14 protein-coding genes are annotated in these 23,182 nt (G+C 52.5%); 4 read left to right on the top strand and 10 right to left on the bottom strand.

The features are described 5' to 3' along the window. Nucleotides 1–3: 3 nt before the first annotated feature. Nucleotides 4–981 (bottom strand): tetratricopeptide repeat protein, encoded by a 978-nt coding sequence (locus N7E73_RS12850; protein WP_432735193.1) that lies wholly within the window; start codon nucleotides 979–981, stop codon nucleotides 4–6. A 161-nt stretch (nucleotides 982–1,142) separates the two neighbouring features. On the opposite strand from N7E73_RS12850, the gene N7E73_RS12845 reads away from it, so the two are divergent. From N7E73_RS12845 to N7E73_RS12835, 3 genes are all read left to right on the top strand, one after another. Beyond that, entirely contained in the window at nucleotides 1,143–1,958 is an 816-nt protein-coding gene (locus N7E73_RS12845) for a glutaminyl-peptide cyclotransferase (RefSeq protein ID WP_432735190.1), read from the top strand. Then, the gene (locus N7E73_RS12840) at nucleotides 1,951–6,180 is read left to right on the top strand and encodes a BadF/BadG/BcrA/BcrD ATPase family protein (protein WP_432735187.1); all 4,230 of its coding nucleotides are present in this window, start codon (nucleotides 1,951–1,953) and stop codon (nucleotides 6,178–6,180) included. The genes N7E73_RS12845 and N7E73_RS12840 overlap by 8 nt, the downstream gene beginning before the upstream one ends. Before the next feature lie 120 nt (nucleotides 6,181–6,300). After that, nucleotides 6,301–6,441, top strand: a complete 141-nt coding sequence (locus N7E73_RS12835) for a hypothetical protein (protein ID WP_432735184.1) — start codon at nucleotides 6,301–6,303, stop codon at nucleotides 6,439–6,441. A 191-nt stretch (nucleotides 6,442–6,632) separates the two neighbouring features. Here N7E73_RS12835 and N7E73_RS12830 read toward each other — a convergent pair whose 3' ends face one another. The 5 genes from N7E73_RS12830 to lgt form a co-directional block, all read right to left on the bottom strand. Further along, a complete protein-coding gene (locus N7E73_RS12830) occupies nucleotides 6,633–7,214 on the bottom strand; it encodes a hypothetical protein (RefSeq protein WP_432735181.1) in 582 nt (193 codons plus the stop codon). A 181-nt stretch (nucleotides 7,215–7,395) separates the two neighbouring features. Then, entirely contained in the window at nucleotides 7,396–9,453 is a 2,058-nt protein-coding gene (locus N7E73_RS12825; protein ID WP_432735178.1) for a FecR domain-containing protein, read from the bottom strand. Between the two features lie 124 nt (nucleotides 9,454–9,577). Further along, entirely contained in the window at nucleotides 9,578–11,701 is a 2,124-nt protein-coding gene (locus N7E73_RS12820; RefSeq protein WP_432735175.1) for a FecR domain-containing protein, read from the bottom strand. A gap of 331 nt (nucleotides 11,702–12,032) precedes the next feature. Further along, nucleotides 12,033–16,688 (bottom strand): FecR domain-containing protein, encoded by a 4,656-nt coding sequence (locus N7E73_RS12815; protein ID WP_432735172.1) that lies wholly within the window; start codon nucleotides 16,686–16,688, stop codon nucleotides 12,033–12,035. A 289-nt stretch (nucleotides 16,689–16,977) separates the two neighbouring features. After that, nucleotides 16,978–17,787, bottom strand: coding sequence for a prolipoprotein diacylglyceryl transferase (gene lgt, locus N7E73_RS12810; protein WP_432735169.1), 810 nt, complete (start codon nucleotides 17,785–17,787; stop codon nucleotides 16,978–16,980). Nucleotides 17,788–17,898: 111 nt separating this feature from the next. On the opposite strand from lgt, the gene N7E73_RS12805 reads away from it, so the two are divergent. Continuing rightward, nucleotides 17,899–18,645 (top strand): hypothetical protein, encoded by a 747-nt coding sequence (locus N7E73_RS12805; protein WP_432735167.1) that lies wholly within the window; start codon nucleotides 17,899–17,901, stop codon nucleotides 18,643–18,645. A gap of 35 nt (nucleotides 18,646–18,680) precedes the next feature. Here the strand turns inward: N7E73_RS12805 and N7E73_RS12800 are convergent, their stop codons facing one another. The 4 genes from N7E73_RS12800 to dsrA form a co-directional block, all read right to left on the bottom strand. After that, on the bottom strand, nucleotides 18,681–20,075 hold the full coding sequence (locus N7E73_RS12800; RefSeq protein WP_432735164.1) for a cobyrinate a,c-diamide synthase: 1,395 nt from the start codon (nucleotides 20,073–20,075) through the stop codon (nucleotides 18,681–18,683). Between the two features lie 176 nt (nucleotides 20,076–20,251). Next, nucleotides 20,252–20,488, bottom strand: a complete 237-nt coding sequence (locus tag N7E73_RS12795; protein WP_432738869.1) for a dissimilatory sulfite reductase D family protein — start codon at nucleotides 20,486–20,488, stop codon at nucleotides 20,252–20,254. Between the two features lie 77 nt (nucleotides 20,489–20,565). Beyond that, complete coding sequence (gene dsrB / locus N7E73_RS12790; RefSeq protein WP_432735163.1) at nucleotides 20,566–21,711, bottom strand: dissimilatory-type sulfite reductase subunit beta; 1,146 nt, start codon at nucleotides 21,709–21,711, stop codon at nucleotides 20,566–20,568. A gap of 15 nt (nucleotides 21,712–21,726) precedes the next feature. Continuing rightward, nucleotides 21,727–23,040 (bottom strand): dissimilatory-type sulfite reductase subunit alpha, encoded by a 1,314-nt coding sequence (dsrA, locus tag N7E73_RS12785; protein WP_432735160.1) that lies wholly within the window; start codon nucleotides 23,038–23,040, stop codon nucleotides 21,727–21,729. Nucleotides 23,041–23,182: the final 142 nt, after the last annotated feature.

Here is a 23,182-nt window from a genome sequence, read left to right as displayed (position 1 = left end):
GAACTAAAGTCCATCCAGATTATAGAGGTCCTTCTCTATTTCCTCCATCTGCATGTCCTCTTCCTCAATGGCGATCATGCGGTCCCGTATTTCGTGGGTCTTTTCGATTGCATCCTCAAGCTCAATGCCGGCGGCAACCTGCATCTGGCGCAGCAGATTGAGAATATTGCTGCGCAGGGTGTCCCCGTTGTCCCCGGCACTCATTTCACGGAGCATGCCGTTGTCCTTTTCAGTGCGCCTGATCAGGTAATTGCAGAATTTCACAGCCTCCTTCACCCCGCGATTCTTTTCAAGACACATGGTCAGGTAGCGGAAGCAGTTCTGCCAGTCCCCGGACTCAAAGTGGGTGCGGGCTATGTTGAAAAAAAGGTTCTCGTCCGTGGAGTCCAGTTCCACACCACGGGAATAGTATTTCAATGCTTCCTTATACATGCCATTCTTACGCATTGAAATTCCGAAATCATTGAACATGTGCTTGTGTTCCGCAGTAAAGGCAGCTTTCATGTCCAGAACCTTGGCAAAAACCTCCTGTGCCTTCTCGGTATCACCCTTCGCAAGATAGGTTAATCCGAGTCCGAAAGTAGCCCGCACGTTGTTTTCATCAACAGCAAGTGCTTCTGCGTACTCCATTTCGGCACTGTAGAACTCACCCTGCTCACGGTGGGCCTCGCCTCTCTGCAGTCTTCCGTCCTGTTTTTCCAGCGCCTTACGGACTTTCTGCTGCCAGTAATCCAACTCAAGGGTATAATCAGAGGCAAATTCATCCGCACTCACCCGCTGAGAGGGACCGGCCGGAACATCGTGATCATTGAGTTCCTGCAGCTCAAATTCCTCGCCAGCCAGCTTACGGGCCAGCCAGAAACTCCGGTCATTACCCAGATTCTTTTCGGAACGAAGGGAAACCACGGTCACGAGTTTCTGACCTTCGTTTTTATTTGCTGAAGAAGGCTGGTAGCGGAAAAAAGTTGCATCGTCGGTCATAAATCTTGCCTCCACCCTGCAAAAAAGCAGGAAAGGAACTGGTTAAGATTAATTTATATTCATTTTATCGGCTTAAGCGGAATTTTCATATAGGTTACCCGGGTCCGGTTCTTGCCTTCCATTGCGTAACTTTATAAAGACAAACAACGAGACAACCGCCCATGCTGAAAAACTACTCAATATATCTGCTGATAATCATATCACTCATCCTGCACTTGTCTGCCGAGGCAGGCCATGCCGAACGGAGAACATTTGCCCCCGTGGTAAAGTGCGAACCGCTCAGGTATTTCCCTCACGACCTAAACGCTTTTACCCAGGGTTTCTTATATCATAACGGATTTTTCTATGAAAGTACCGGGAAACATGGGCGCTCCGCCGTAAGGATAACCGATCCGGACAGCGGCGAGATCCTTGCTGAGTCAAAGCTTGAACGCAGTTATTTCGGGGAAGGGCTGTGCCTCTGGAAGAGCAGGCTGTACCAGCTTACCTGGCGGGAAGGAAAATGCTTTGTATATGATTCACGTTCCCTTGCCCGAAAGGGAGTCTTCAAATACAAGGGACAAGGCTGGGGGCTCACTACCGACGGGGATTTCCTTTACCAGAGTGACGGATCATCGATCATAACTTTCCGAGATCCGCAGGACTTTCAGGCGATCAGCAAGCTGCAGGTCATGGACGGCCCGGAGAAAGTCTACCGGCTCAATGAGATGGAATACATAGACGGCCTCCTGTACTGCAATATCTGGCAGGAGGACCTTATTGCCGTCATCGATACCCAGGACGGAATGGTCCGTTTCTGGATCGACATATCCGGACTGCGCCCGCTGGCAGGACCGGAAGCCGAAGCTGCCAACGGAATTGCATGGGACCGGAAGAATGAACGACTTTTTGTCACCGGCAAATTCTGGGACAAGATATTTCAAATAGAACTACCAGACATAACACGGAAAATTGCATTCAAACATCTCTATGAATAAATCACTGGGAATCTGCGCCGGAGCTTCAACCATCAGTCTGGTTCTTGTATCCGTAAACAACGGGCACGCCGAAGTCATCAGAACTGTATCTCTGAACCATGAAGGCAACCCGGCTGAAAGTATCCTGAAAGGGCTGGCCGAAATCGGCCCGCTTGAAGGAATCCGCACAGCCGTCACCGGACGCAAATTCCGCCACCTGCTCGATCTGCCTTCCATTTCCGAACCGCAGGCCATTGAAACATCCGTGGAATACAGCAACCTTGCCGCAGCAGGCTGCCGCACCCTGCTCAGTGCCGGCGGGGAAACCTTCATGGCCTACCTGCTGGATTCGGAAGGAAAAGTCGAAACCGTGCATACCGGAAACAAGTGTGCCTCCGGGACCGGGGAATTTCTGGTCCAGCAGCTCGGCCGCATGGGACTTGGGCTCGAAAGCATGGCGGACATGGATGCAGCCGCAGCACCTTACAAGGTTTCCGGGCGCTGTTCCGTCTTCTGCAAGAGCGACTGCACCCACGCCCTGAACAAAGGAATGGAGAAGGATGCGGTTGTTGCTGGACTGGCCCGCATGATGGCAGGGAAATGCGTGGAACTGCTACGCAAACTTCCTTCCGACAGGGTCGCGCTTATCGGCAACTGTTCACAGAACAGATTCATGGTCCGGGAACTGCGCAGGGAAATTCCGGAACTGACCATCCCCGAATACGGCCACTGCTTTGAGGCCCTCGGCGCTGCCATCTGGGCTGCTGAAAACGGATCTTCAATCCCTGCCGATCACTCTTCGCTCATCAGAAAGGGTTCCACCGGATTCACCTGCCTGCCGCCGCTGAAGGACTTTGCTGACGCGGTTGAATTCCACTCCGAAGAACAGATTCAGAACACTTGCGGCAGCGAACTGGCTCTGGGGCTGGACGTAGGTTCCACCACCACAAAAGGGGTGCTGGTGGACATTGCCAGCAGGAAGACAGTGGCTTCCTGCTATCTGCGCACCGACGGCGACCCTGTAGGAGCCGCACGCAGGGTCTATGCCGAACTTGGAGCGCAGGTCCCGGAAGGGACTTTTGCCACCATCATGGGCGTAACCGGGTCTGGCCGCAACATCGCCGGGCTGCACGCCGGAACAGCCGGGATCATCAACGAAATAACCGCCCACGCCACTGCTGCCGTGCATTACGACCCGCAAGTCGATACAATTTTCGAAATCGGCGGGCAGGATGCAAAATATACTTGGCTCAAAAACTCCGTGCCCTGCGACTACGCCATGAACGAGGCCTGCAGTGCCGGAACCGGTTCCTTTCTTGAAGAAAGCGCCAAGGAAACGCTGGGCATTGAAGTCACCCGCATATCCGAAACAGCTTTCAAGGGTGACAATCCCCCCAATTTCAATGACCAGTGTGCAGCCTTCATAGGATCGGACCTGAAGCTGGCAGCTCAGGAAGGAATCCCCCTTGAAGATATGGTGGCCGGGCTGGTCTACTCCGTCTGCATCAACTACTCCAACCGGGTCAAGGGCAGCCGCACAGTCGGCAGCAGAATTTTCATGCAGGGCGGGGTCTGCTACAACCGGGCGGTCCCAGTAGCCATGGCCGCACTTACCGGAAAAAAGATCATCGTTCCACCGCAGCCCGGACTGACCGGAGCATTCGGGGTCGCTCTTGAGGCCATAGCACGCACTGAACAGGGACTGCTGGACAAAGGAGTATACGAACTGCTGGAGCTGGCCGGACGGGATGTGACCTACAGATCCCCGTTCACCTGCAACGGAGCGGGACGGGACTGCGATCTTGGCTGTACCATCGCCCGCATAGAAGTTCAGGGCAAAATCTTTCCCTTCGGCGGTATCTGCAACCGTTTCGACAGCTCGAAAACATCCGCAGCAGCCAAACCGGCCGAAGATCTGGTACTCTGGCGTGAAAAAAGAGTCTTCCGCGACTTCTGCCCGACCCAAGAGGGACAGCCGACCATAGGCTTCAACCGCTCCCTGCTCATGAACACATGGTTTCCGCTGTTCAATGCCTTCTTCACAGGAATCGGCTTCGCTGTGGTCCTCCCCGAATCAGTGGACCCGGATGCCATAGAACAGAAAGGGGCTCCCTTCTGCCATCCGGTGGAACTGGCCCACGGGAGCATTGGCGAGCTGCTGAAGCTCGAAACCGACCACATTTTTCTGCCCCACCTGCGCTCCATGCCGCTTAAGAGCGGAGACCGTTCCTGCACCTGCGTTCTGGTACAGGGAGAGCCTTACTACCTGAAATCAGCCTTCCCGGAACTGGAACGCCGTTCCGTGCTCACCCCGGTCATCCACATGCAGGAAGGCTTGCCACAGTTGCGCAAGGCCCTGCTGGGCACGGCCTCGCAACTCGGCGTCGGGCTGGACCGGGCCATCAGCGCCTTTGAAGCCGCTGTTTCAGAGCAGGAAAGCTTCTTCGCCGATCTGCTGGACAAGGGCGGAGAATTTATCAGCCAGTTGGAGAAAGAACCGCAGAAAACCGCCGCGGTCCTTTTCGGCAGGCCCTACAATGCCTTCAGCTCCATCGCCAACAAATCCATCCCGGCCAAGTTCGCCACCCGTGCAATTCCTGTAATTCCCTGCGACATGCTGCCGCGCAGCAACGGATGCGGTCCCGATCTGAACATGTACTGGGCCACCGGAGAAACAATTATGGATTCCTCGGTTTACGCCGCTGCACACCCTCAGCTCTTCGGGACTTACATTACGAATTTCTCCTGCGGCCCGGACTCCTTCCTGCTCAGTCATTTCAGAAAAATCATGGGTAAAAAGCCCTCCCTGACCCTCGAACTGGACAGTCATACCGCCGATGCCGGGATTGAAACCCGCATAGAAGCCTTTCTGGATATAGTTTCCGGATTCAGGAGAATGATCCCTGAGCCGGAATCAGAACCCAGATTCAGTCCGGCCAGTTGCGAAGAACGCGATGGAATAACCGGGATAACCGACTCAAAAGGCAACTGGCGCGCGGTGAATGATCCGGGAGTAACCCTGCTCATCCCCAGCCTTGGCGAAATCAGCACTGATTTTCTGGCGGCATCCATGAGCCGGGACAACATCCGTTACAAGGTACTGCCCCATGCCGATGAAGCTGCCCTAAAAAAAGGCCGCAACAACTCCTCATGCAAGGAATGCCTGCCCTTGCAGCTTACCGCCGGAGCCCTGCTGGAACACATTGAAAGGCGTGATGAGAATGAAATTGCCCTGTTCCTCATGCCCAAGGCCAAGGGTCCCTGCCGCTTCGGGCAGTACTCGGTTTTCATGAATGACCTGATCGAACGGCGAGAAATCCCTGATCTGGCCATTTTCGCCCCCAGCTCCACCAACGGCTACGGAGGGCTTTCAACCAAAGTCACATTGGGTATGTGGCAGGGGATAGTCACCGGATCAATACTTGAAGACATCCTCGCAACCATCCGCACGGCAGCCGAAGACAGGGACAATGCCCTGAAACTTTTCTGGAAGGTCCGCAGCGAAATGCTGGAAGCCATGGGCAGCTGGAAGGAATTTTCGCAGGCCCTGCGCAAGGGAGCAAAGAATTTATCCACAATCAGACTGGAAAAACCGGTTGATGAATATCCGGTAATCTCCCTGCTGGGAGAAATCTACGTGCGTCACGATCCACTTGCCCGCCGCGCTCTGCCGGAACGCCTCTCGGAGCAGGGATTCATTGTACGCGTGGCCCCTGTTCTGGAATGGATGAAGTACACCGACTGGCTGAACCGCAACAATATTGAAGGTCAGGCAGGCATCAAGGGACTCATCACCCAGACCGTGAAAACCTATTTCGAAAAGCGCATCCGCTCCATACTCTCCGCCAGCGGACTGATCCATTTTCCCGGCCCGGATGTGAAAGAAGTGATCCGTACTGCCCGCCCCCACATATCCGAACAGCTTACCGGAGAAGCCATTCTCACGGTTGGAGCATCGCTGCACGAAATCATGTCCCCCTCCTGCGGGGTCATTTCCATTGGCCCATTCGGGTGCATGCCTTCGCGAGTAGCAGAGGCTGTGCTCAATGAGAAATTCCGGGCGGTATCCGCAGGAAAAAAAGCCTCCTCCCTGCTTGACGAGGACTCACGCCTGCCCTTTCTGGCCATAGAAACAGACGGTAACCCCTTCCCGCAGCTTATCGAAGCACGGTTGGAGGCCTTCTGCCTTCAGGCGGAAAGGCTCCATCGGAAAATGACCGGAACGCCCTCCGGACACCGATAATCCACCACTAATACTTATTTATATTTTCCTGATATAACACAATATGTTGTGACATTTGATCTCATCTGAAAAAACTTCACTTTTCATAGTCAGGGAGGATCGTGTGACGAAAAGACTGATATGGATCAGCCTTTTAATCATGCTATTGCCATAGGCGGGTGTAAGACAGCAGGTACTATGAACGCAAAAGAAGATATTCATTTATCTTTATCTAATCCGGAAGAACAATTTGAAGTAGCCCTTGAGAAGAAAAAGATATGAGGCTAAAACGCATCCTGCAGGATATAGTTTATCTATCTGCATTATATATAGAACATCCATCTCCGGATGAAATGAACGTGATTCATCCTGCGCAAGATCAGACGTAATAAAAGAGGCCGTAATATCCGGAAAGATATTACGGCCTCTTTTATTACGTATTCAATTCAACGTACTACAAAAAAGACGAAAAATCACACGTCATCAAAATCCTCCCGGACCCGGTTCAGCCCCTTGCGGTAACCTTCGGCATCACCGTAGGGGAAGAAATGACGGTAGCGGCTGTGTACTGACTTGACCGGACGGGCATGACGGATAGGGCACCAGTACTGCTCGGTGCGGGCCGCTACCTCCCGTACAAAGCCGATCAGACCGTTAAAGTAGCCGCAGTAAAAGCAGTTCACCTTTTCGATCAAGTTCAGGTATTTCAGGGAGTGACGGTCAATAACCACATAATCACGCCTCTTCACCATTGGTATGCCATATACCGGAAAGCACATGAGCTGATAAAGCCAGGTGGAGATGTCCAGCAGCAGAGCAGGAACCAGCGGCATCCAGATAAAGGGGATGGTCAGGATAACCCATACTCCGGAGTCGTATACATATTCACTCCAGCGGGCGGCAAACTCCCGGTGTTTTGCCCGGACCTCCTCACTGAAACGGATTTTCTTTTCCTGCACCGTATACAGGAACTCGTTGGTAACATCACGCAGTTCAACACGCAGTTCCTTTTCAAGCACATCAATCTTGCCGAGAATTTCATCAATTCTGTTCATTGGCACCCTTCCTTGGAGCTACAGGTTCAGATTCAACATCCCGGGCCGATAAAATCCCGGGGGCAGGTGTCATTATCTACAGTTAGATAAGAATCAGCAGGTATTGGCAAGAGGAATCAAGAAATACAGGGCAAAAAGTACCGCCCGCTTGAAGCGGGCGGTACTTGTGGAGGGTGCCTCACTAGATGAAGGCTATATCTGAGTCTGTGATCTCGACATTGGAATCGGTAACGGTGGCGATAAGCTCACTGCCGCCTGCAAGTGTTCCGTTGGAATCATACCAGAGCCGGTCATTCACCGTATCGTAAATGAATTCTTCCCCGGTGACCGATCCGATGCCGGAAGTTCCGTCATAGTTGTCCTTGATGTGCACGCTGGCACCGGCGTAGATGGAATCGGAGGCAAACGCGAACTTGTCACCGGCTGCGAAATTGACAATATCTCCGCCTTCTCCGGTTCCGGTATAGAAGTAATAGTCGGTTCCGCCGTTACCGGTCAGGGAATCATAGCCCAGCCCACCGATAAGCGTATTGTTGTAGGAATCGCCCCTGATGTCGTCATTGCCGGTGGTGCCAACTACAACTTCAAAACCGATCAGATAATCCACCACGCCGTCCAGAGACCCTATTCCGTATCCGTCATAACTGGTGTTCAGGTCGACAAACACTCCATTGGAAGCATTTGACGGAGTCTGATCTGCAAACGTAACCGTGTCGGTCCCCACGCCGCCGATGAGAATATCTTCACCGGGTCCGCTGTAAATGTAGTCATCGCCGGAACCGCCGCTGAGGGTATCGTTTCCGAGTCCGCCGCACAAAAAGTCGTTATCGTCATTGCCATCAATGTAGTCGTTACCTTCATCACCATAAATCATGTCATCTCCGGCTCCGCCGTTGATGGAATCATTATCGTGACCGCCGAAGATCAGGTCATGGCCTTCACCGCCGTCTATGGTATCGTCACCGCAATCCCCATAGATGGTATCGTTGCCGGTGCCGCCGCGCAGTCCGTCAGCGCTTTCCATACCGTGTATTATATCATTGCCGCCCTGTCCGTCATAGTAGTCGGTCTCAGCGGTTCCGGTCCAGGTATCCCCGGCAGTGGCGTCCCCGAGAATATAGTTTATGCCTGAACTTGAGGTATAGGTAACATTCTCCAATCCTTCCGGAACTTCTGTCGTTCCTGCCGCAATGCCTTCCACCAGATCAAGGATGTCTTCCTGTGTCGGTATATCGTCAAGCTTGTCCAGAAGTTGCTCAAGCGTCTCAAAGTCACCGGTTACCAAGGCATCAAAAGCCTGCTCGGCATACTGCAGAGCAACCGCGTTAACGACTTCCTGAAAACCTTCCGCACCGGAAATGACTGCACCGTCCACCATTGCAGCAACCCCGGCGTCCAGCACGCCCTGCCCGGACAACTGCTGTAGTCCTGTTTCACCGCCCTGTGCTGCAGACTGCTGAATCTCGCCGGCCTGCATTTCTCCCTGCTCACCGCCATCCTGTGCATTCTGCTGTTCTCCGGCCTGACCTTCTTCACCGTTTTCCTGAGTTTCACCGTTCTGCTGGTCCTGCTGATCCTGCTGCTCTTCATTCTGCTGCTCATCGTTCTGCTGATCTTCCTCACGAATCTCCTGTTCCTGCTGGATGGCCTGTGGGGCAATATCACGGAACGAGCTAAGTTCCTGAACGGACATGGCTCGAACCGTACTCATCTGTCCGGAGGCAGCTATATCAACCAGCGCCTGCGGCGAATCAATAACCCGGATGGAACCGTCGATTGACTGGACCAACAGGGCCTTACCACTGTGAATTTCTTCCACACCGTGCTTTTCCTGACCATCGGGGCTGATTTCATGAACCGTGGTGGTTCCACGGATACCGATGGTGGCAAGCGGAGTTCCGACCTTGAAGCGTTCGGGATTCTGTTCGGCAATCTTTCCGGTAACCATACGGAAAGTGCCCTGACTCATCTTGAAAAGGAGGGATGATGCCGACTCGTCGCCGGTATCATAAATGTAGTCATCAAGGGAGATGGAAGAATCAGCTCCCTGTGAGAGAAGGGTGTCGTCGGCAAAGCGGATCTCGGCGTTGCTTCCATGGCCGGTTACAAGCTCTTCACCCTGATACACCTCGGCTCCGGGCCCGACAGCCCGTACACCTGAATCAGACTTCAGATAGACCTCGCCGTTGGCAGCAAGTATAACACCTATCGAATTTAGACCATTTGTTTCAGGAGACATGACACCCTCCTGTATTTGAACCGGTTATGTATATTCCGTGAGCAGTGCTCCGTAAGGTTAAAGTTGTATGTGACCCGTGGACCTGGCCTCAACCTTGAATCAGATTACGTACCAGATGAAGGGATCAATCCATGCAGCACCCCCCTTCGAAAGTGATGTCGGAGCTGGTTACGGACTGGCCTTCAACCACAGCTATCAACGTTACCCCGCCGGCACCCTCTCCGTTGGCGTCATACCAGAGCCTTCCTGATCCATCGAAAACAAAGTATTCACTGGTATCCAGCGAACCGTTGTCACCGTCTAGGTTGTCCGTTCCACCGTAGTCTCCGCCAACAATCTTGAACTTGGCCTGATTGTTGAAATCCGTGCAGCTGAACAGGAAGTCGTCATCCACGGAACTGAAGTCCGAAACAGTATCACCACCCTCAGCAAGGGCGGTGTAATAAAAGACGTCTGAGCCTGAACCACCAGTAAGGGTATCGGAACCAAGATTTCCAAAGAGCGTATCATCACCGCCGTTGCCGCCGATGATGTCATGTCCGCTGCCGCCGTTGATAACGTTGGAACCGTCACAGCCGTACAGAGTATCGCCGCCGCTGGTTCCGATAATATTTTCAACGTTGAGCACTATATCCTCACCGACACTGCCCGATTCCGTATCGGACATCAGGGATACATAGACCCCGCTGCTGGTTCCAAAGGCGATGGTGTCAATCCCGTCGCCGCCATCGATATAATCCGGCCCCTGTCCACCGATCAGCGTATCGTTACCATCCCCGCCGAACAGGGTGTCGCTGCCGTTTCCACCGTCCAGAGTATCATTACCCTCTCCGCCAAGAAGCGTGTCATCGCCGGGACGGCCATCAATATAATCGTTTCCGGCCAGGCCATCGTAATAGTCACTCTGGGAGGAACCTCGCCAGACATCGTCTCCGATAGTTCCAGTTTCAAGGGTCAGGGTATTTGCTGCTTCCGCAACGGCAGACTCCACAACAGTATCGGCAGGAAGGGTGGTGTCGGCAGTATCAAGCAGATCAAGAATATCGTCGTCCGTGGCAGTGTCCGAGACGGGATCATCAGCGGTCGGAAGAACATCTACAAAAGAAGAATCAAGAAGGTCACCGGTCAGCTCTCCGGTTAGGTCCGTGCCCTGCAGAACCTCGTTAAACACCTGCTGGACGGGATCATCAGCCGTACCATCAAGCAGATCGCCAAATGTGGATTCAAAGAAATCCGTGTCAGCAGAAGCTGCGTCCAATCCGGCAAGCCCAGCCAGAACATCAATCCCGGTTCCGGCATCAAGGGCCATGACTTCAAAGTCGGTAGTGCTGAAGTCACCCATGTCAAACTCGGCTGCATCGAAGAATTCATCTGCTCCGACGAATTCGCCGTTCTGCATTTCGGCATCGGCAAGGGCCATTCCTTCGGTTACTGCGGCCTGCATGACGGTTTCAACAACATCAGCCATTCCGGACACACCTGTGTCTGCTCCGTCAATGGCGTCTGTGCCTTCCTCGCCTGTTGCCTGCGTCCCGTCGCCCTCTTCGGAGTCAGCAGCATCGCCCTGTGCGTTTTCATCTCCCTGCCTGTCGGAATCCTGCTGATCATCGCCGTTGTCATTCTGCTGATCACGGATTTCCTGTTCCTGCTGGATGGCTGCCGGCGCTATGTCACGAAAGGTTTCGAATTCCTGGGTTGTCATGGAACGTACGCTGCCCATGATCCCGGTACTGGCAACATCAACGATGGACTGAGGAGTAGAAATCTGCCGCACTGATCCGTCAATGCTCTGGATCAGCAGGGCCTTGCCGCTGTGAATCTCTTCAACACCGTGTTTTTCACCGTCAGCACCTATTTCATGGACAGTGATGGTGCCGCGGATACCGATGGTTGCCAGCGGCGAACCAATCTTGAACCGTTCAGGATTTGTTTCGGCGATCTTTCCGGTAACCATACGGAAAGTGCCGTGTCCCATCTTGAAGAATAATTCGGAAGCGGTTCCGTCCGTTTCTTCATAGACATAATCATTCAGATGGATGGAAGAATCAGCCCCCTGCGAGAGCAGGGAGTCGTCAGCAAAACGGATCTCCGCAGAACTGCCGTGCCCGGTTACCAGTTCCTCTCCGCGATATACGGGTGCTCCGGCCTCAACCTGACGCATCCCTTCGCCCGAGCGGAGATAAACATCACCGGTTGCCTCAAGGACAACACCAATGGAACTCTGGGTATGGATCGTTTCGGGAGACATGACTCACCCCCGTTTTAATGAGACTACTCCACTATAATATAGTAAACATCCACACCAGCAATTCAAGACCTATTTAATATTTTAATAAATGTAATTTGAGACATAATTGATTCAACTTTCAAGACATGAACGTATATTCAATGCAATAAAAAGCGATATTGATTATCAATTGTGAAAATTAATGTGTTACTGAATCAGTTCAACATGAAAATTTAAACATACACTGCCAAATATAAAAAATAAAATATCTGAAGCAGGTATAATACAAACAAAAAAATCCCCACCGACACGGCAGGGATTTGCAAACTTGATATGTTTTCTCTGATTGAACTTAAATGACCAAAAAAATATCACTTTCAGAAACGGAACCGCTGTCCAGCTCGGCAACGGTCAGTTCATCGTCGGCGTTCTGCACATCAGGGTCATAGATCAGGGTTGAATTGGTGCTATCCCAGATGAAACAGGCCCCGGACTCCCCGGCAAGGATCCCGGAATAGCCGCCGTCTACAGACGCGTATCCGGCAGCACTGTCAAACCCTCCATCAATGACGAAGTAAAACGAATCTCCCTCACTGCAGTTGAAATCGAGCACAGTATCAACGGAATCGATCAATTCGGAAGGAGAATAATAATAAAAGATGTCTTCACCTGCACCGCCGGAAAGGATATCCGAACCGGCCCCGCCCCAGAGGGTGTCATCTCCTGATCCGCCTTCCAGCACATCCGCACTGGTGCTCCCGATAAGAGTATCGTTATCCAGGCCTCCGCAGAGATGACCGCTCCCGCCGACAACTTCCAGGTAGTCATCCCCGGCACCGCCTACAAGGCTGGCCGTGAATGAGCCATCGGTGTCTCCGAACATGGTGTCTCCGCTGTCCGAGCCGATAAGCCCTTCAAAGTCCGTAACAATATCGGTACCGAACTCGTGGACAGCAACTCCGCCGGAATATGAGCTGGTAATGGTGATCCCGGAACTGTCTTCTCCGATCAAACTGTAATCCAGCCAGTCATATCCCAGCCCTCCATCAAGGTTATCGCTTCCTTCACCACCATAGATGGTGTCGTCGCCGTCTCCACCATCAATGGAGTCATTTCCATCTATACCAAAGAGGGCATTATCCCCTGCATCACCAAAAATCGTATCGTCAGCTGTGGTTCCCACCACATTTTCAATTCCGGTGAACGTATCGGTATCGGTTGGAGATCCTGTCGGACCAAGGGTGGCTCCCCCTGCAGACATGTCGATATTGACCCCGGCTGTACGCTGGCTGTAATCCAGCACGTCATCGAGAGAATCTCCGCCGGTAATGCTGTCATCCCCTTCACCCGGCATAAAAATATTGCCCTGCGTATCGCTGCCGGTCAGAATATCCGCCCCGCTACCGCCGATTACCCCTTCAATGGAGACAAGAGTATCTGTGACGCCATCAGTGGTGGCAGTACCTGCTTCAAGATCCACGACAACCCCTGTAGCATCCCAGCTGTAGTCGACAAAGTCAAAGTCGTCACCGCCGTCAAGGGTATCGCTTCCAACCCCGCCATCAAGGGTATCGTCCCCGACTCCTCCGTAGAGGTAATCTGTTCCGTCTTCGCCCAGAAGAGAATCATTCCCGGCAAATCCGTAAATGGTATCATTGCCACCATTCCCGGAAATGAAATCGTTCCCGGCATTGCCATCAAGGCTGTCATCTCCGGCCGTTCCAGTCTGGCTGGTCCCGGTTATAACAGCTTCTGAAACAGCCGAGTAGTCCACAGTAATGTTATCTACCGTAACAGCGTCACCGCTGACCGTGGTTACCAGCACGTTACCACCGGCATCACCACCATTAGTGTCATACCAGAGCCTGCCGTCACTGTCGTAGACGAAAACCGGACCGGAGGTCAGCCCGGACATTGTTCCCGTATAACTCTCATCAACTGCAATAAACTCAGCGGAAAAACTGAAGTAGGAACTGTCAAAATTTATTGAATCATCAGCACTTGAAAAATTGAGCAACTTTTCATTGAAGTTATCATCTGCAGTACTGAACTGGAAAACATCCTGTCCGGCACCTCCGTCAAGGGTATCGGCCCCGGTTCCGCCCTCAAGAATATCATCACCGTCTCCGCCTTCAAGGATGTCATCACCGTCACCACCATCAAGAGAATCATCACCTGTTCCACCCAAAATTGTATCATCACCCATGCCGCCGTAAAGGAAGTCGTTATAGGTGCCTCCATCTATTGTATCCGACCCGGCACCGCCATCTATGGTATCATCGCAGGCTCCGCCGTAAAGGGTGTCATTACCTCCGCGACCCATGATGGAATCTTCGTGCAACCCGCCGTCAATATAATCCCCGAAATCTGAAATATCCGAACCTGTGAGAGTGTCCCTGCCGTCATTTCCATACAGGGTTCCGGCGACCTCAGAAACTATTGTATCCGCCAGTTTGGAGCCGTAAACATTTTCTATATCGTAAAGCTTATCCTTACCGGTCGAATGGGTGGATGTTCCCCCGGAATCATTGAGAGTAATGCTGAACCCGGCATCAACACCGGTTACGACACCTTCGTTGCCGTCCAGATAGCGGTAGTCGGCCCAATCGCTTCCGTCTCCGCCGGCAAGGGTGTCGTCACCGTCTCCGCCGTTTAGGATGTCATCTCCGGTTCCTCCGTCTAGGGTATCATCGCCATCATCACCGTAAAGGGTATCGTTATCGGCTTCTCCGTTCAGAGTATCATTACCGGCATGACCATAAATGATGTCATTGCCGTCACCACCGGAAATGGTGTCAGCGTCATTCTCGTCGGATTCGCTCTCGTCCAGCAGGTCTCCATACAACAGGTCATCCCCGGCTCCGCCTGTAATTATATCGGTAAAGTCTCCGCCGAAAATGGTATCGTTACCGTCACCGCCGTCCAGTTCATCCTTTCCGTCGCCGCCCTCAATCCAGTCGTCACCGGCAAGACCGGCAATGGAATCATCACCCTTGCCACCTATCAGGGTCTGGGTTCCCGCTGTTCCCTGTATTGAATCGCCCTGATCGGAACCGATGACGCCCTCAATACTCTTGAGAACATCTTCCTCGCCGAGGTATGATGCTTTCGGGGTTGCGGCATCAAGGTCAACTGAAACAACACCTTCAATAAGGCTGTAGTCGATAAAATCAACATCGTCGCCACCGTCATAGTTATCGCTGCCGAGGCTGCCTATGAAGGTGTTTGCACCGCTGGAGCCGATTATGCCGTCATCCCCGTCGGAACCGATGACACCTTCAATCGCAAAAAGTTCATCATATCCCAAGGAGCTGGAGCCATACATGGTCTCAAGATCAACATGCAATTCGGCAGAAGTCCCCAACGCACTGTAATCGACGAAGTCAGTTCCGTCTCCGCCATAGAGGGTGTTGTGTTCGGAACTGTCACCGGCGCTGCCCACAAGGGTATCATCGCCGTTGTCACCGTAAAGAGTATCATCGCCGGTCCCACCATCCAGAATATCATTACCGGAGAGCGCAGTTATGTTATCGTTACCGGCGTAACCGTAAAAAGTTTCATCCTCGTAAGTGCCTTCCAGCTCGTCCGCTCCGGACGTTCCGTAAAAGACATCATCCTCGGTAGTCACAGTCTCACTTTCGACAGGGCTTTCAGTCGGCTCTTCAACATCGGAATCGGGAACAGCATCGTCTTCCTGAGGCAGATCTTCAATCAGATCTTCATCATCATTTCCCGTGTTGTCTTCGGCAGTACTGCCGAATTGAGTTTCGTCACCGGTTTCATCGGCTCCGGTATCTTCCCCGGTTCCAGTGTCCTGCCCATCTCCCTGAGAGTCTCCGTCTCCAGCAGAATCTCCGTCATCAATTTCGGAGCTGCCGTCAGCCTGCGGAGGCTCTGTCAGCTTGGTTCCATCCAGTTCCCGCTGGTCTACCAGAATACCACCCGGATCAATAACACCACCGCCGCCAAAAAGGACGCTACCGCTGCGAACTGCACCATCGCCACCGGAACCGATATCACCACCACCGGGATTTTCTCCGGGTTGTGCACTCCCCTGCTGATCCGGACCTGCGGCTATTTCAGGGCCAGTGCTTTCATCGCCGTCGCCGCCCAGAACTGCACCGGGAGCATCTGCTGCACCATCCTGACCTTCACCGCCCTGAGCCTCTCCATCCTGCGGATCGGCACCTTCCCCACCGGTTCCCTCGGCTTCCCCGGCGACTTCACCAGCGGCAGCTTCGCCTTCAGCCTGCCCATCAGCATTCTCTCCCTCTGCCTGCCCATCCTCAGCAGCGTCCTGCTCTCCGTCTCCCTGCTGATCTTCGCCATCGTTCTGCGCGTCATCAGTGTTGTCCTGCTCAGGATCATCCTGCTGATTTTTCTCATCCTCGCGTTCCTGGCGGATTTCCTGTTCCTGACGGATAGCTGCGGGCGCAATTTCGCGGAAGGTGTTGAGTTCCTGAGTCGACATGGGACGCACGGTACTCAGCAATCCTGATGAAGAAATATCCACAAGTGATTGCGGCGACGAAATCATGCGCACGCCGCCGTCCAGCCCCTGAACAATCATGGCCTTGCCGCTGTGAATCTCCTCAACACCGTGCTTTTCCCCGTTACCGGGAATAATTTCATGGACCGTGGTTGTTCCGCGGATACCGATAGTCGCAAGCGGAGAGCCGATTTTGAACCGCTCAGGGTTCTGTTCGGCTATCCTACCGGTGACCATGCGGAAAGTGCCCTGCGCCATCTTGAACATAAGCGCAGGGTCCATATTTCCCGTAGGGTCAAAAGCGTAGTCGTCCAGCGAGATGGTCGAGTCACTGCCCTGAGACAGCAGGGTATCATCCACAAAGCGGATTTCCACATTACTATCAGGACCGGTGACAAGCTCCTCTCCCTGATAGACCGGGCTTCCACTTTCAAGTGAACGCACACCCGCTTCAGATTGGGCAAAAACCTCGCCGTCGACAGCAGCAACGACTCCGATTGATTGTGCAGTTATCGGCATTATTTAAACTCTCTACAATTTACTGAAACTCTAGCCATACATAAATTATAGCAAATGTCAAATCAAACACATATTTCATCACTGAACTTTATATAGCATTATAACGCAACAGATGCATTTTTACATCAATTTGAATGTACACAACGCATTCTAAAACGATATCTTACAGGAGGTAATAATTATTACCTCCTGATTCAAAGATTGAACAACCATAACAATCGCAAAATAAAACTCCCGTCTTCCTCAACCGAGGAAAGCGGGAGTTTCAAGATAACACTTACAAATATTACTACATTTTTGCAGCGGGAGGGATAGGACCCTTCTTAAGCCCCCAGACAAATAGGGCCAGCCCGGCAAGAATCATGGGAACACACAGAAGCTGTCCCATAGTCAGCCATCCGAAAGCAATAAATCCGAGCTGCGGGTCCGGCTGGCGGAAAAACTCCACAAAAGCCCTGAAAGAACCATATCCCATCAGGAAAAGGCCTGTAGCTGTACCGCGCGGGCGTGGCTTGGCGGACCAGAACCAGAGAATAAGGAAAAGCAGGAGCCCCTCAAGTGCCCCTTCGTAGAGCTGGGAGGGGTGCCGTGGCAGAGTTCCTGCCCTTTGGCTCGGGAAGACCATGCCCCACGGAACATCGGTCACCCTTCCCCACAATTCGCCGTTGATGAAATTCCCTATTCGCCCGCAAAGCAGGCCAAGCGGGGCCAGCGGCACAAAGAAATCACCCACATCAAGTGTTGTGCGCCCTGTTGCCTTTGCGAAACGCCAGGCCACGATCGCGACCCCAGCAGCACCGCCGTGAAAGGACATGCCGCCCTTCCAGACTGCCACAATATCGAGAGGATGTGCCAGGAAATATTCCGGTTCATAAATCAGGCAATATCCAAGCCTGGCACCGACAACAAGGCCGACCACAAGCCAGGTGATCAGATCGTCCACCTGCTGCCCAGTCCAGTTGTTGGTGGGCTTGGAAGCCCGGTAACGGCCCAGCATCCATGCAATCGCGAAGCCGATCATATACATCAGGCCGTACCAGTTGGCTTTAAGCGGTCCGATGCGGAATGCCACAGTGTCAAATTCAGGAAGTACAATCATAACTAATAACCTGTGCAATAACTTGGTTAGAAAAAAACAGCCCTATCCAGCCTATTTTTCCCGGACAAATTCAGTTACAATCCAGAATAAGGAAATACAAGGAAATCCCCGATGGAAGAACAAAAAGATTTTGATATTCTGGAAATGCCCGCAGAAGGACTGGCCGCCTATTGGCTTTCTATCAAGAAACTGATTGATGTAAAGCGCAACAGGGAAGTTCTTGAGGAAGAGATACGATATACCCGGGAACCATACATCAAATTTTTGCTGGAAACGGCATTTTCAGAAATGGACCCCGAAACGGTCCAAAGACTGGCAGCCCATAAGACCAAGACCCTGATCGGGGAATACGCACGCAAGCTTTCAGCCATGCAGCTCGCCTTGCGGGCCATGTCTTCACAGGAAAATCCCAGGATAACCTTTGTCCGGATGGCATCCCAGTATCCGGTTTCCGTCATTTCCGAAAAAAAGGCGTTCAGTCTGGCACACGGTCTTGTTGACGGCCTGCTGGATAAAAATTCAGACCACACCCTGCTCTTGGAGTTCGACCACAAACTCCAGCCGGACCGTCTGCTCGTCAAACTGCTCTTTCACATAATCCTGAGTCGAAAAGAAGGCAAACAGCAACTGGAGCAGCTCATCCCGTATATCAAGATTCCCTTCTACGCCAATGGATTAACCCAGGTCATAGACGGGTTTGATCACCGGGTGCTGCAAACCAACCTCACGGTACAGGCAGACCAGATATTAAGTTACTCAGAACGGAAAATGGATATGGCAGCAGAAATGTGCCTTGGGATCAGAAAAAAACTCAGTTACGACGATATCTTCCGCATTGCCCGGGCCTTCATGCCTTAAAAAATCCGAGCTCAGAAGATCGGGCGGAAGCCACTTTACGCCTTTCTGCCGCGCTTGAACTCAGCAGCGGCCTTTACGAAATTTCCGGCCCAGCAGGGAGCGCCAAGCGCATGGATATGATTGTAACCTGCGTAGATGTTGCCGCGAACCAGCCCGTCGTGCCCGTCAGCCATGCCCTTACCCCGATCCATATCCAGCGCGTAACGGGGAGATGCCTCCTTGTTATCCACACACAGAGAATAATGGAACTCGTGGCCGATGACCTTTGAGCCCAGCGGAAAAAACGGATTGTCATGCACTATTGTTCCGGATGTATAACCAAGCCCCTGCGGCCTCGGGCACAGGCGGGTGGAAAGGTCAAGCACACCGGACATGGGGAAAAGACAACCCTCGTACTCCACATCTCGTCCCAGATACATGAACCCGCCGCATTCGGCAAAAATGGGCAGACCGGAATCAGCAAGAAAACGCACGTGTTCGCGTATCAGAACATTCTCGGAAATCTCTTTCGCCAAGGTCTCGGGAAAACCACCGCCGAGATAAAGTCCGTCTATTTCCGGCCAGGTCTCATCCGCAAAGAGCGAAACCTCTTTAATCTCCGCCCCTGCACGTTCGAGGGCCTCAAGGTTCTCCTCATAGTAGAACCACAGGGCCTCATCACGGACGATCCCGATTACCGGCTTTTCACCACTGGCAGGCACAATGTCGGTCCAGGCCGACTCCGCGGCAGAAAGTCCTTCCTGCGCGCCTGCTGCAATCGCATACACGGCATCAAGATCGATGCAGTCCTGAGCCATCCGGCCGAGGGTGTCCAGAGCCTTGTCCACGGCATCATATTCGGTATTGGAAACAAGACCCATATGACGTTCGGGGATGGGATTATCCTTGAATTTTGGAAGCATGCCCAGGACAGGCACATCAGTGTAGGTCTCGATTGAACTGCGCAGGATATTGCGATGCCGCTCACCGGCAGTACGGTTGAGAATAACCCCGGCAAGATTGAATCCGTCTTCAAAGGCTTTGCAGCCGGCGACAATCGCGGCAACGGTGCGGGTCATTTTGGTGCAGTCGATGGTCAGGATGACAGGAGCCTTGATTATACGGGCAAGCTCAGCCGTGGAACATGAACCGTCCACGTCCTTGCCGTCAAAGAGTCCCCTGTTTCCTTCAACTATGGAAATATCGGCGTCCAGCCCTTTTTCCAGAAAAAGGGCTTTGAGGCGGTCATTGGGCATAAGGAAAGGATCAAGATTGGTGGCATACCGACCGGAAGCAAGCCCCAGCCATCTGGCGTCAATGTAGTCGGGCCCCTTTTTGAAGGGCTTAACCACCCGGCCCCGATTACGGAAGGCACGGCACAACCCGAGCGTGACAATGGTCTTGCCGGTGCCGCCCGAAAGTCCGGCTAAAACGATACGAGGAAAATTCATCTTCTGATTACGCCCTGTAATAATTCATCCAGTAGCTCATCCGCACAAGGGTTTCAGTAGTGTTTCAAGGCTAAAAAGACAAGCGAAACCTTGCCCTGCCTGTTTGGGAGCAACCCAAAAAAAATGCCTTGCCCATTGATGGACAAGGCACTTGAAAGCTCAGGATAAGCCGAAGATTAATCTTCGTGCTCTGCTGCGCCCTGCTTACCGGCACCCTTCAGGCCGTACATGGTAGTACTTCCGGAGGACCAGTATTCGACTTTTTCCGCTTTAACGAGTTCGGTCAGAACCTTTTTCACATCGCGGCCTTTCTCATCCGGGAAAAGCTTAGTGAAATCGTTAAAGTAAAATTTACTCTTATCACCTGTCTTCTTTTCCAGGAACTCAAGAATAGTAGCTTTTGCGGATTCCATTTCGATCGCCATAATAAGCCTCTTCTTTTTTTAAACGGGGCGCGGAAAATTCCGCGCCCCTTAATTCTCAATTCTGATTAGAACTTGAACTGAGTGGACTGACGCCAGGTGTAGTATGCGGGATCACGGAAATCATCGATGAGGTGAGGAGTGAACTCCAGACCGGTTTTCTCGAAGAAACGTTCCCAACCGATACGCTCTGCCCAGTCACCCAGACGTTCGTATTTGTTGGCGTCTGCTTTGTAGACATCAACAATCTTACGGATGGTCTTGGTCAGTGTCGGCCAACGGGGAGGTTCGTTGGGGATAAATGCAACAACAACCTTGGAGAACTTAGGCATGGAGATACGGTTGGAAACCTTACCACCAACCATCAGTGCGATACCGTCACCTTCCTTATCGGAAAGGGGCAGGGAGGGGCACATGGTGTAGCAGTTACCGCAGTACATGCAGCGTTCTTCCTTAATGGCAACAGTCTTGTACTGCTTGCCGTCGAGCTCGACCTTGGAAGGACGAACAGCGCCGGTGGGGCAGGAAGCAACTGCCAGAGGAATTTCGCAAAGGTTGTCGAGGTATTCGTGGTCGATGATGGGGGGCTTACGGTGGATACCGACAACAGCGATATCGGAGCAGTGGCAAGCACCACACATGTTCAGACAGCAGGCAACAGCGATACGCACGGGTGCGGGCATGTTGTGTGAAGTGAACTCTTCGAACATTTCGTCCATGATAACTTTAACAGTACCGGAAGCATCGGTCGCGGGGGTGTGGCAGTGAACCCAGCCCTGAGTGTGAACGATGTTAGAGATACCGGCACCGGTACCACCCACGGGGAACTTGTAAGAACCACCTGCGAACTTGCGGGAAAGCAGATCTTCTTTCAGAGCTACCATCTTGTCCTTGGAATCAACCATGAACTCGACGTTGTTACGGGTGGTGAAACGGAGGTAACCGTCGCAGTGTTTGTCTGCGATGTCACACATTTCACGGATCAGAGTAATAGTCATGAGGCGAGCGGTACCACAGCGGACTGTGTATACTTCATCTCCGGATTCGGCAACGTGAACCAGTACGCCCGGCTCAAGAATTTCATGGTATTTCCATTTGCCGAAGTTATTTTTGATAACCGGGGGAAGGAACTCGCTAAAGTTACGAGGTCCAATGTCCGAGATCCGGTTTTCCATCGGTTTGTCTGGATTGTAGCCAGAAGAAACGAACGCCATGTCTGTCCTCCCGTGTTATCTCTGGTGTCTTTTTCTGTATTCGTTAATATCACGTTCCCAAGGACCATCAACATCTTCAGCTTTCCAGAAGATGTAGGGGTTGTGTCTGGGTTCCTGAACGTGTCTGGGATCAGCATCGATACCGGTAACTTCAAGAAGCTTCTGGAAGCCCATGCGGCGCATGGTTTCACCAAGACGCTCACGGTTCTTACCTTCTTCCATCCACCAGTCCCAAATGTTCTCAACAACTTCTTTCACTTCGTCGAAGGGATCTTCTACCTTGATGAAGGGAACGAGGAGGGAGCTGAGCTGAGGACCGTCAAGGATCGGAGCTTTAGCACCGCAGAGGATGGATGCTCCGCGATCGTTACCGATCATCAGTGCGCGGGGCATGGTGTTGATGCAGTGCATGCAGTGCATACATTCTTTGTCGTTGATGGACAGTTTGCCATCTTCGTACTTGATGCATCTGCCGGGACAGAGAGCAACAACTTCTTTCTGGATGTCGAATGCACCCCAGTCACGACCGGAGTGTGCACCAGCGTTGGGCTTGAATTCGCCGCCGACATAAGCTGCAACAGCTTCCTGGTCGATGCGGATTTCGTCTTTCCAGATACCTACAACGGAGAAGTCGGAACGAGCGAGTGCACAAACACAGCTGTTGGGGCAAGCGTCGAACTTGAACTTGAACTTGTAGGGGAATGCGGGACGGTGGAGTTCGTCCTGGTATTCCTGGGTCATGTGGTAGCAGAGACCCTGAGAGTCGTAACATGCATACTGACAACGGGACATACCGAGACAAGCTGCGGGAGTACGCAGGTTGGAGCCGGAGCCGCCGAGGTCAACGTTTACATTGTGGGTCAGTTCAAAGAAAATTTCTTCGAGCTGGGGAGTGGTGGTTCCGAGGAAGACGATGTCACCGGTAGAACCGTGCATGTTGGTCAGACCGGAGCCGCGCATATCCCAGATATCAGTGATCTGACGCAGGAATTCGGTGGTGTAGTACTTACCACTGGGCTGAGCAACACGAACAGTGTGGAAGTGTGCTACGCCGGGGAACATTTCGGGCTGGTCACAGTAACGGCCGATAACGCCGCCGCCGTAACCGAAAACGCCAACGATACCGCCGTGTTTCCAGTGAGTTTCACCATCAGAGTAAGAGAGCTCGAGTACACCGAGAAGGTCATCACAGACTTCAACGGGAATCTGGTATTCCACGCCCTTCTCATTTTTGGCTCTAACTTCGGCTTCTTGTTTTACGTCGGACACGAAGCTAGGCCACGGCCCGCTTTCAAGCTGGTCCAACAAGGGAGTTTTGTGTTTCGCCATTCCCTTAAACCTCCATAAAGTTTAATAGATATACCTACCAATACAAATTAGGCATCCGGTTTGCCGCCAGTGTCACCCGGCTTCGCCCGGTTGCTTTCCTCTCTTAGTGCGAGACCCCCCAATCGGCATACGATGCAGGGGA

It is taken from the genome of Maridesulfovibrio sp. FT414 (genome assembly GCF_050916235.1).
Taxonomy (GTDB): Bacteria; Desulfobacterota; Desulfovibrionia; order Desulfovibrionales; family Desulfovibrionaceae; genus Maridesulfovibrio.
This window is presented reverse-complemented; position numbering and strand designations above follow the sequence as displayed.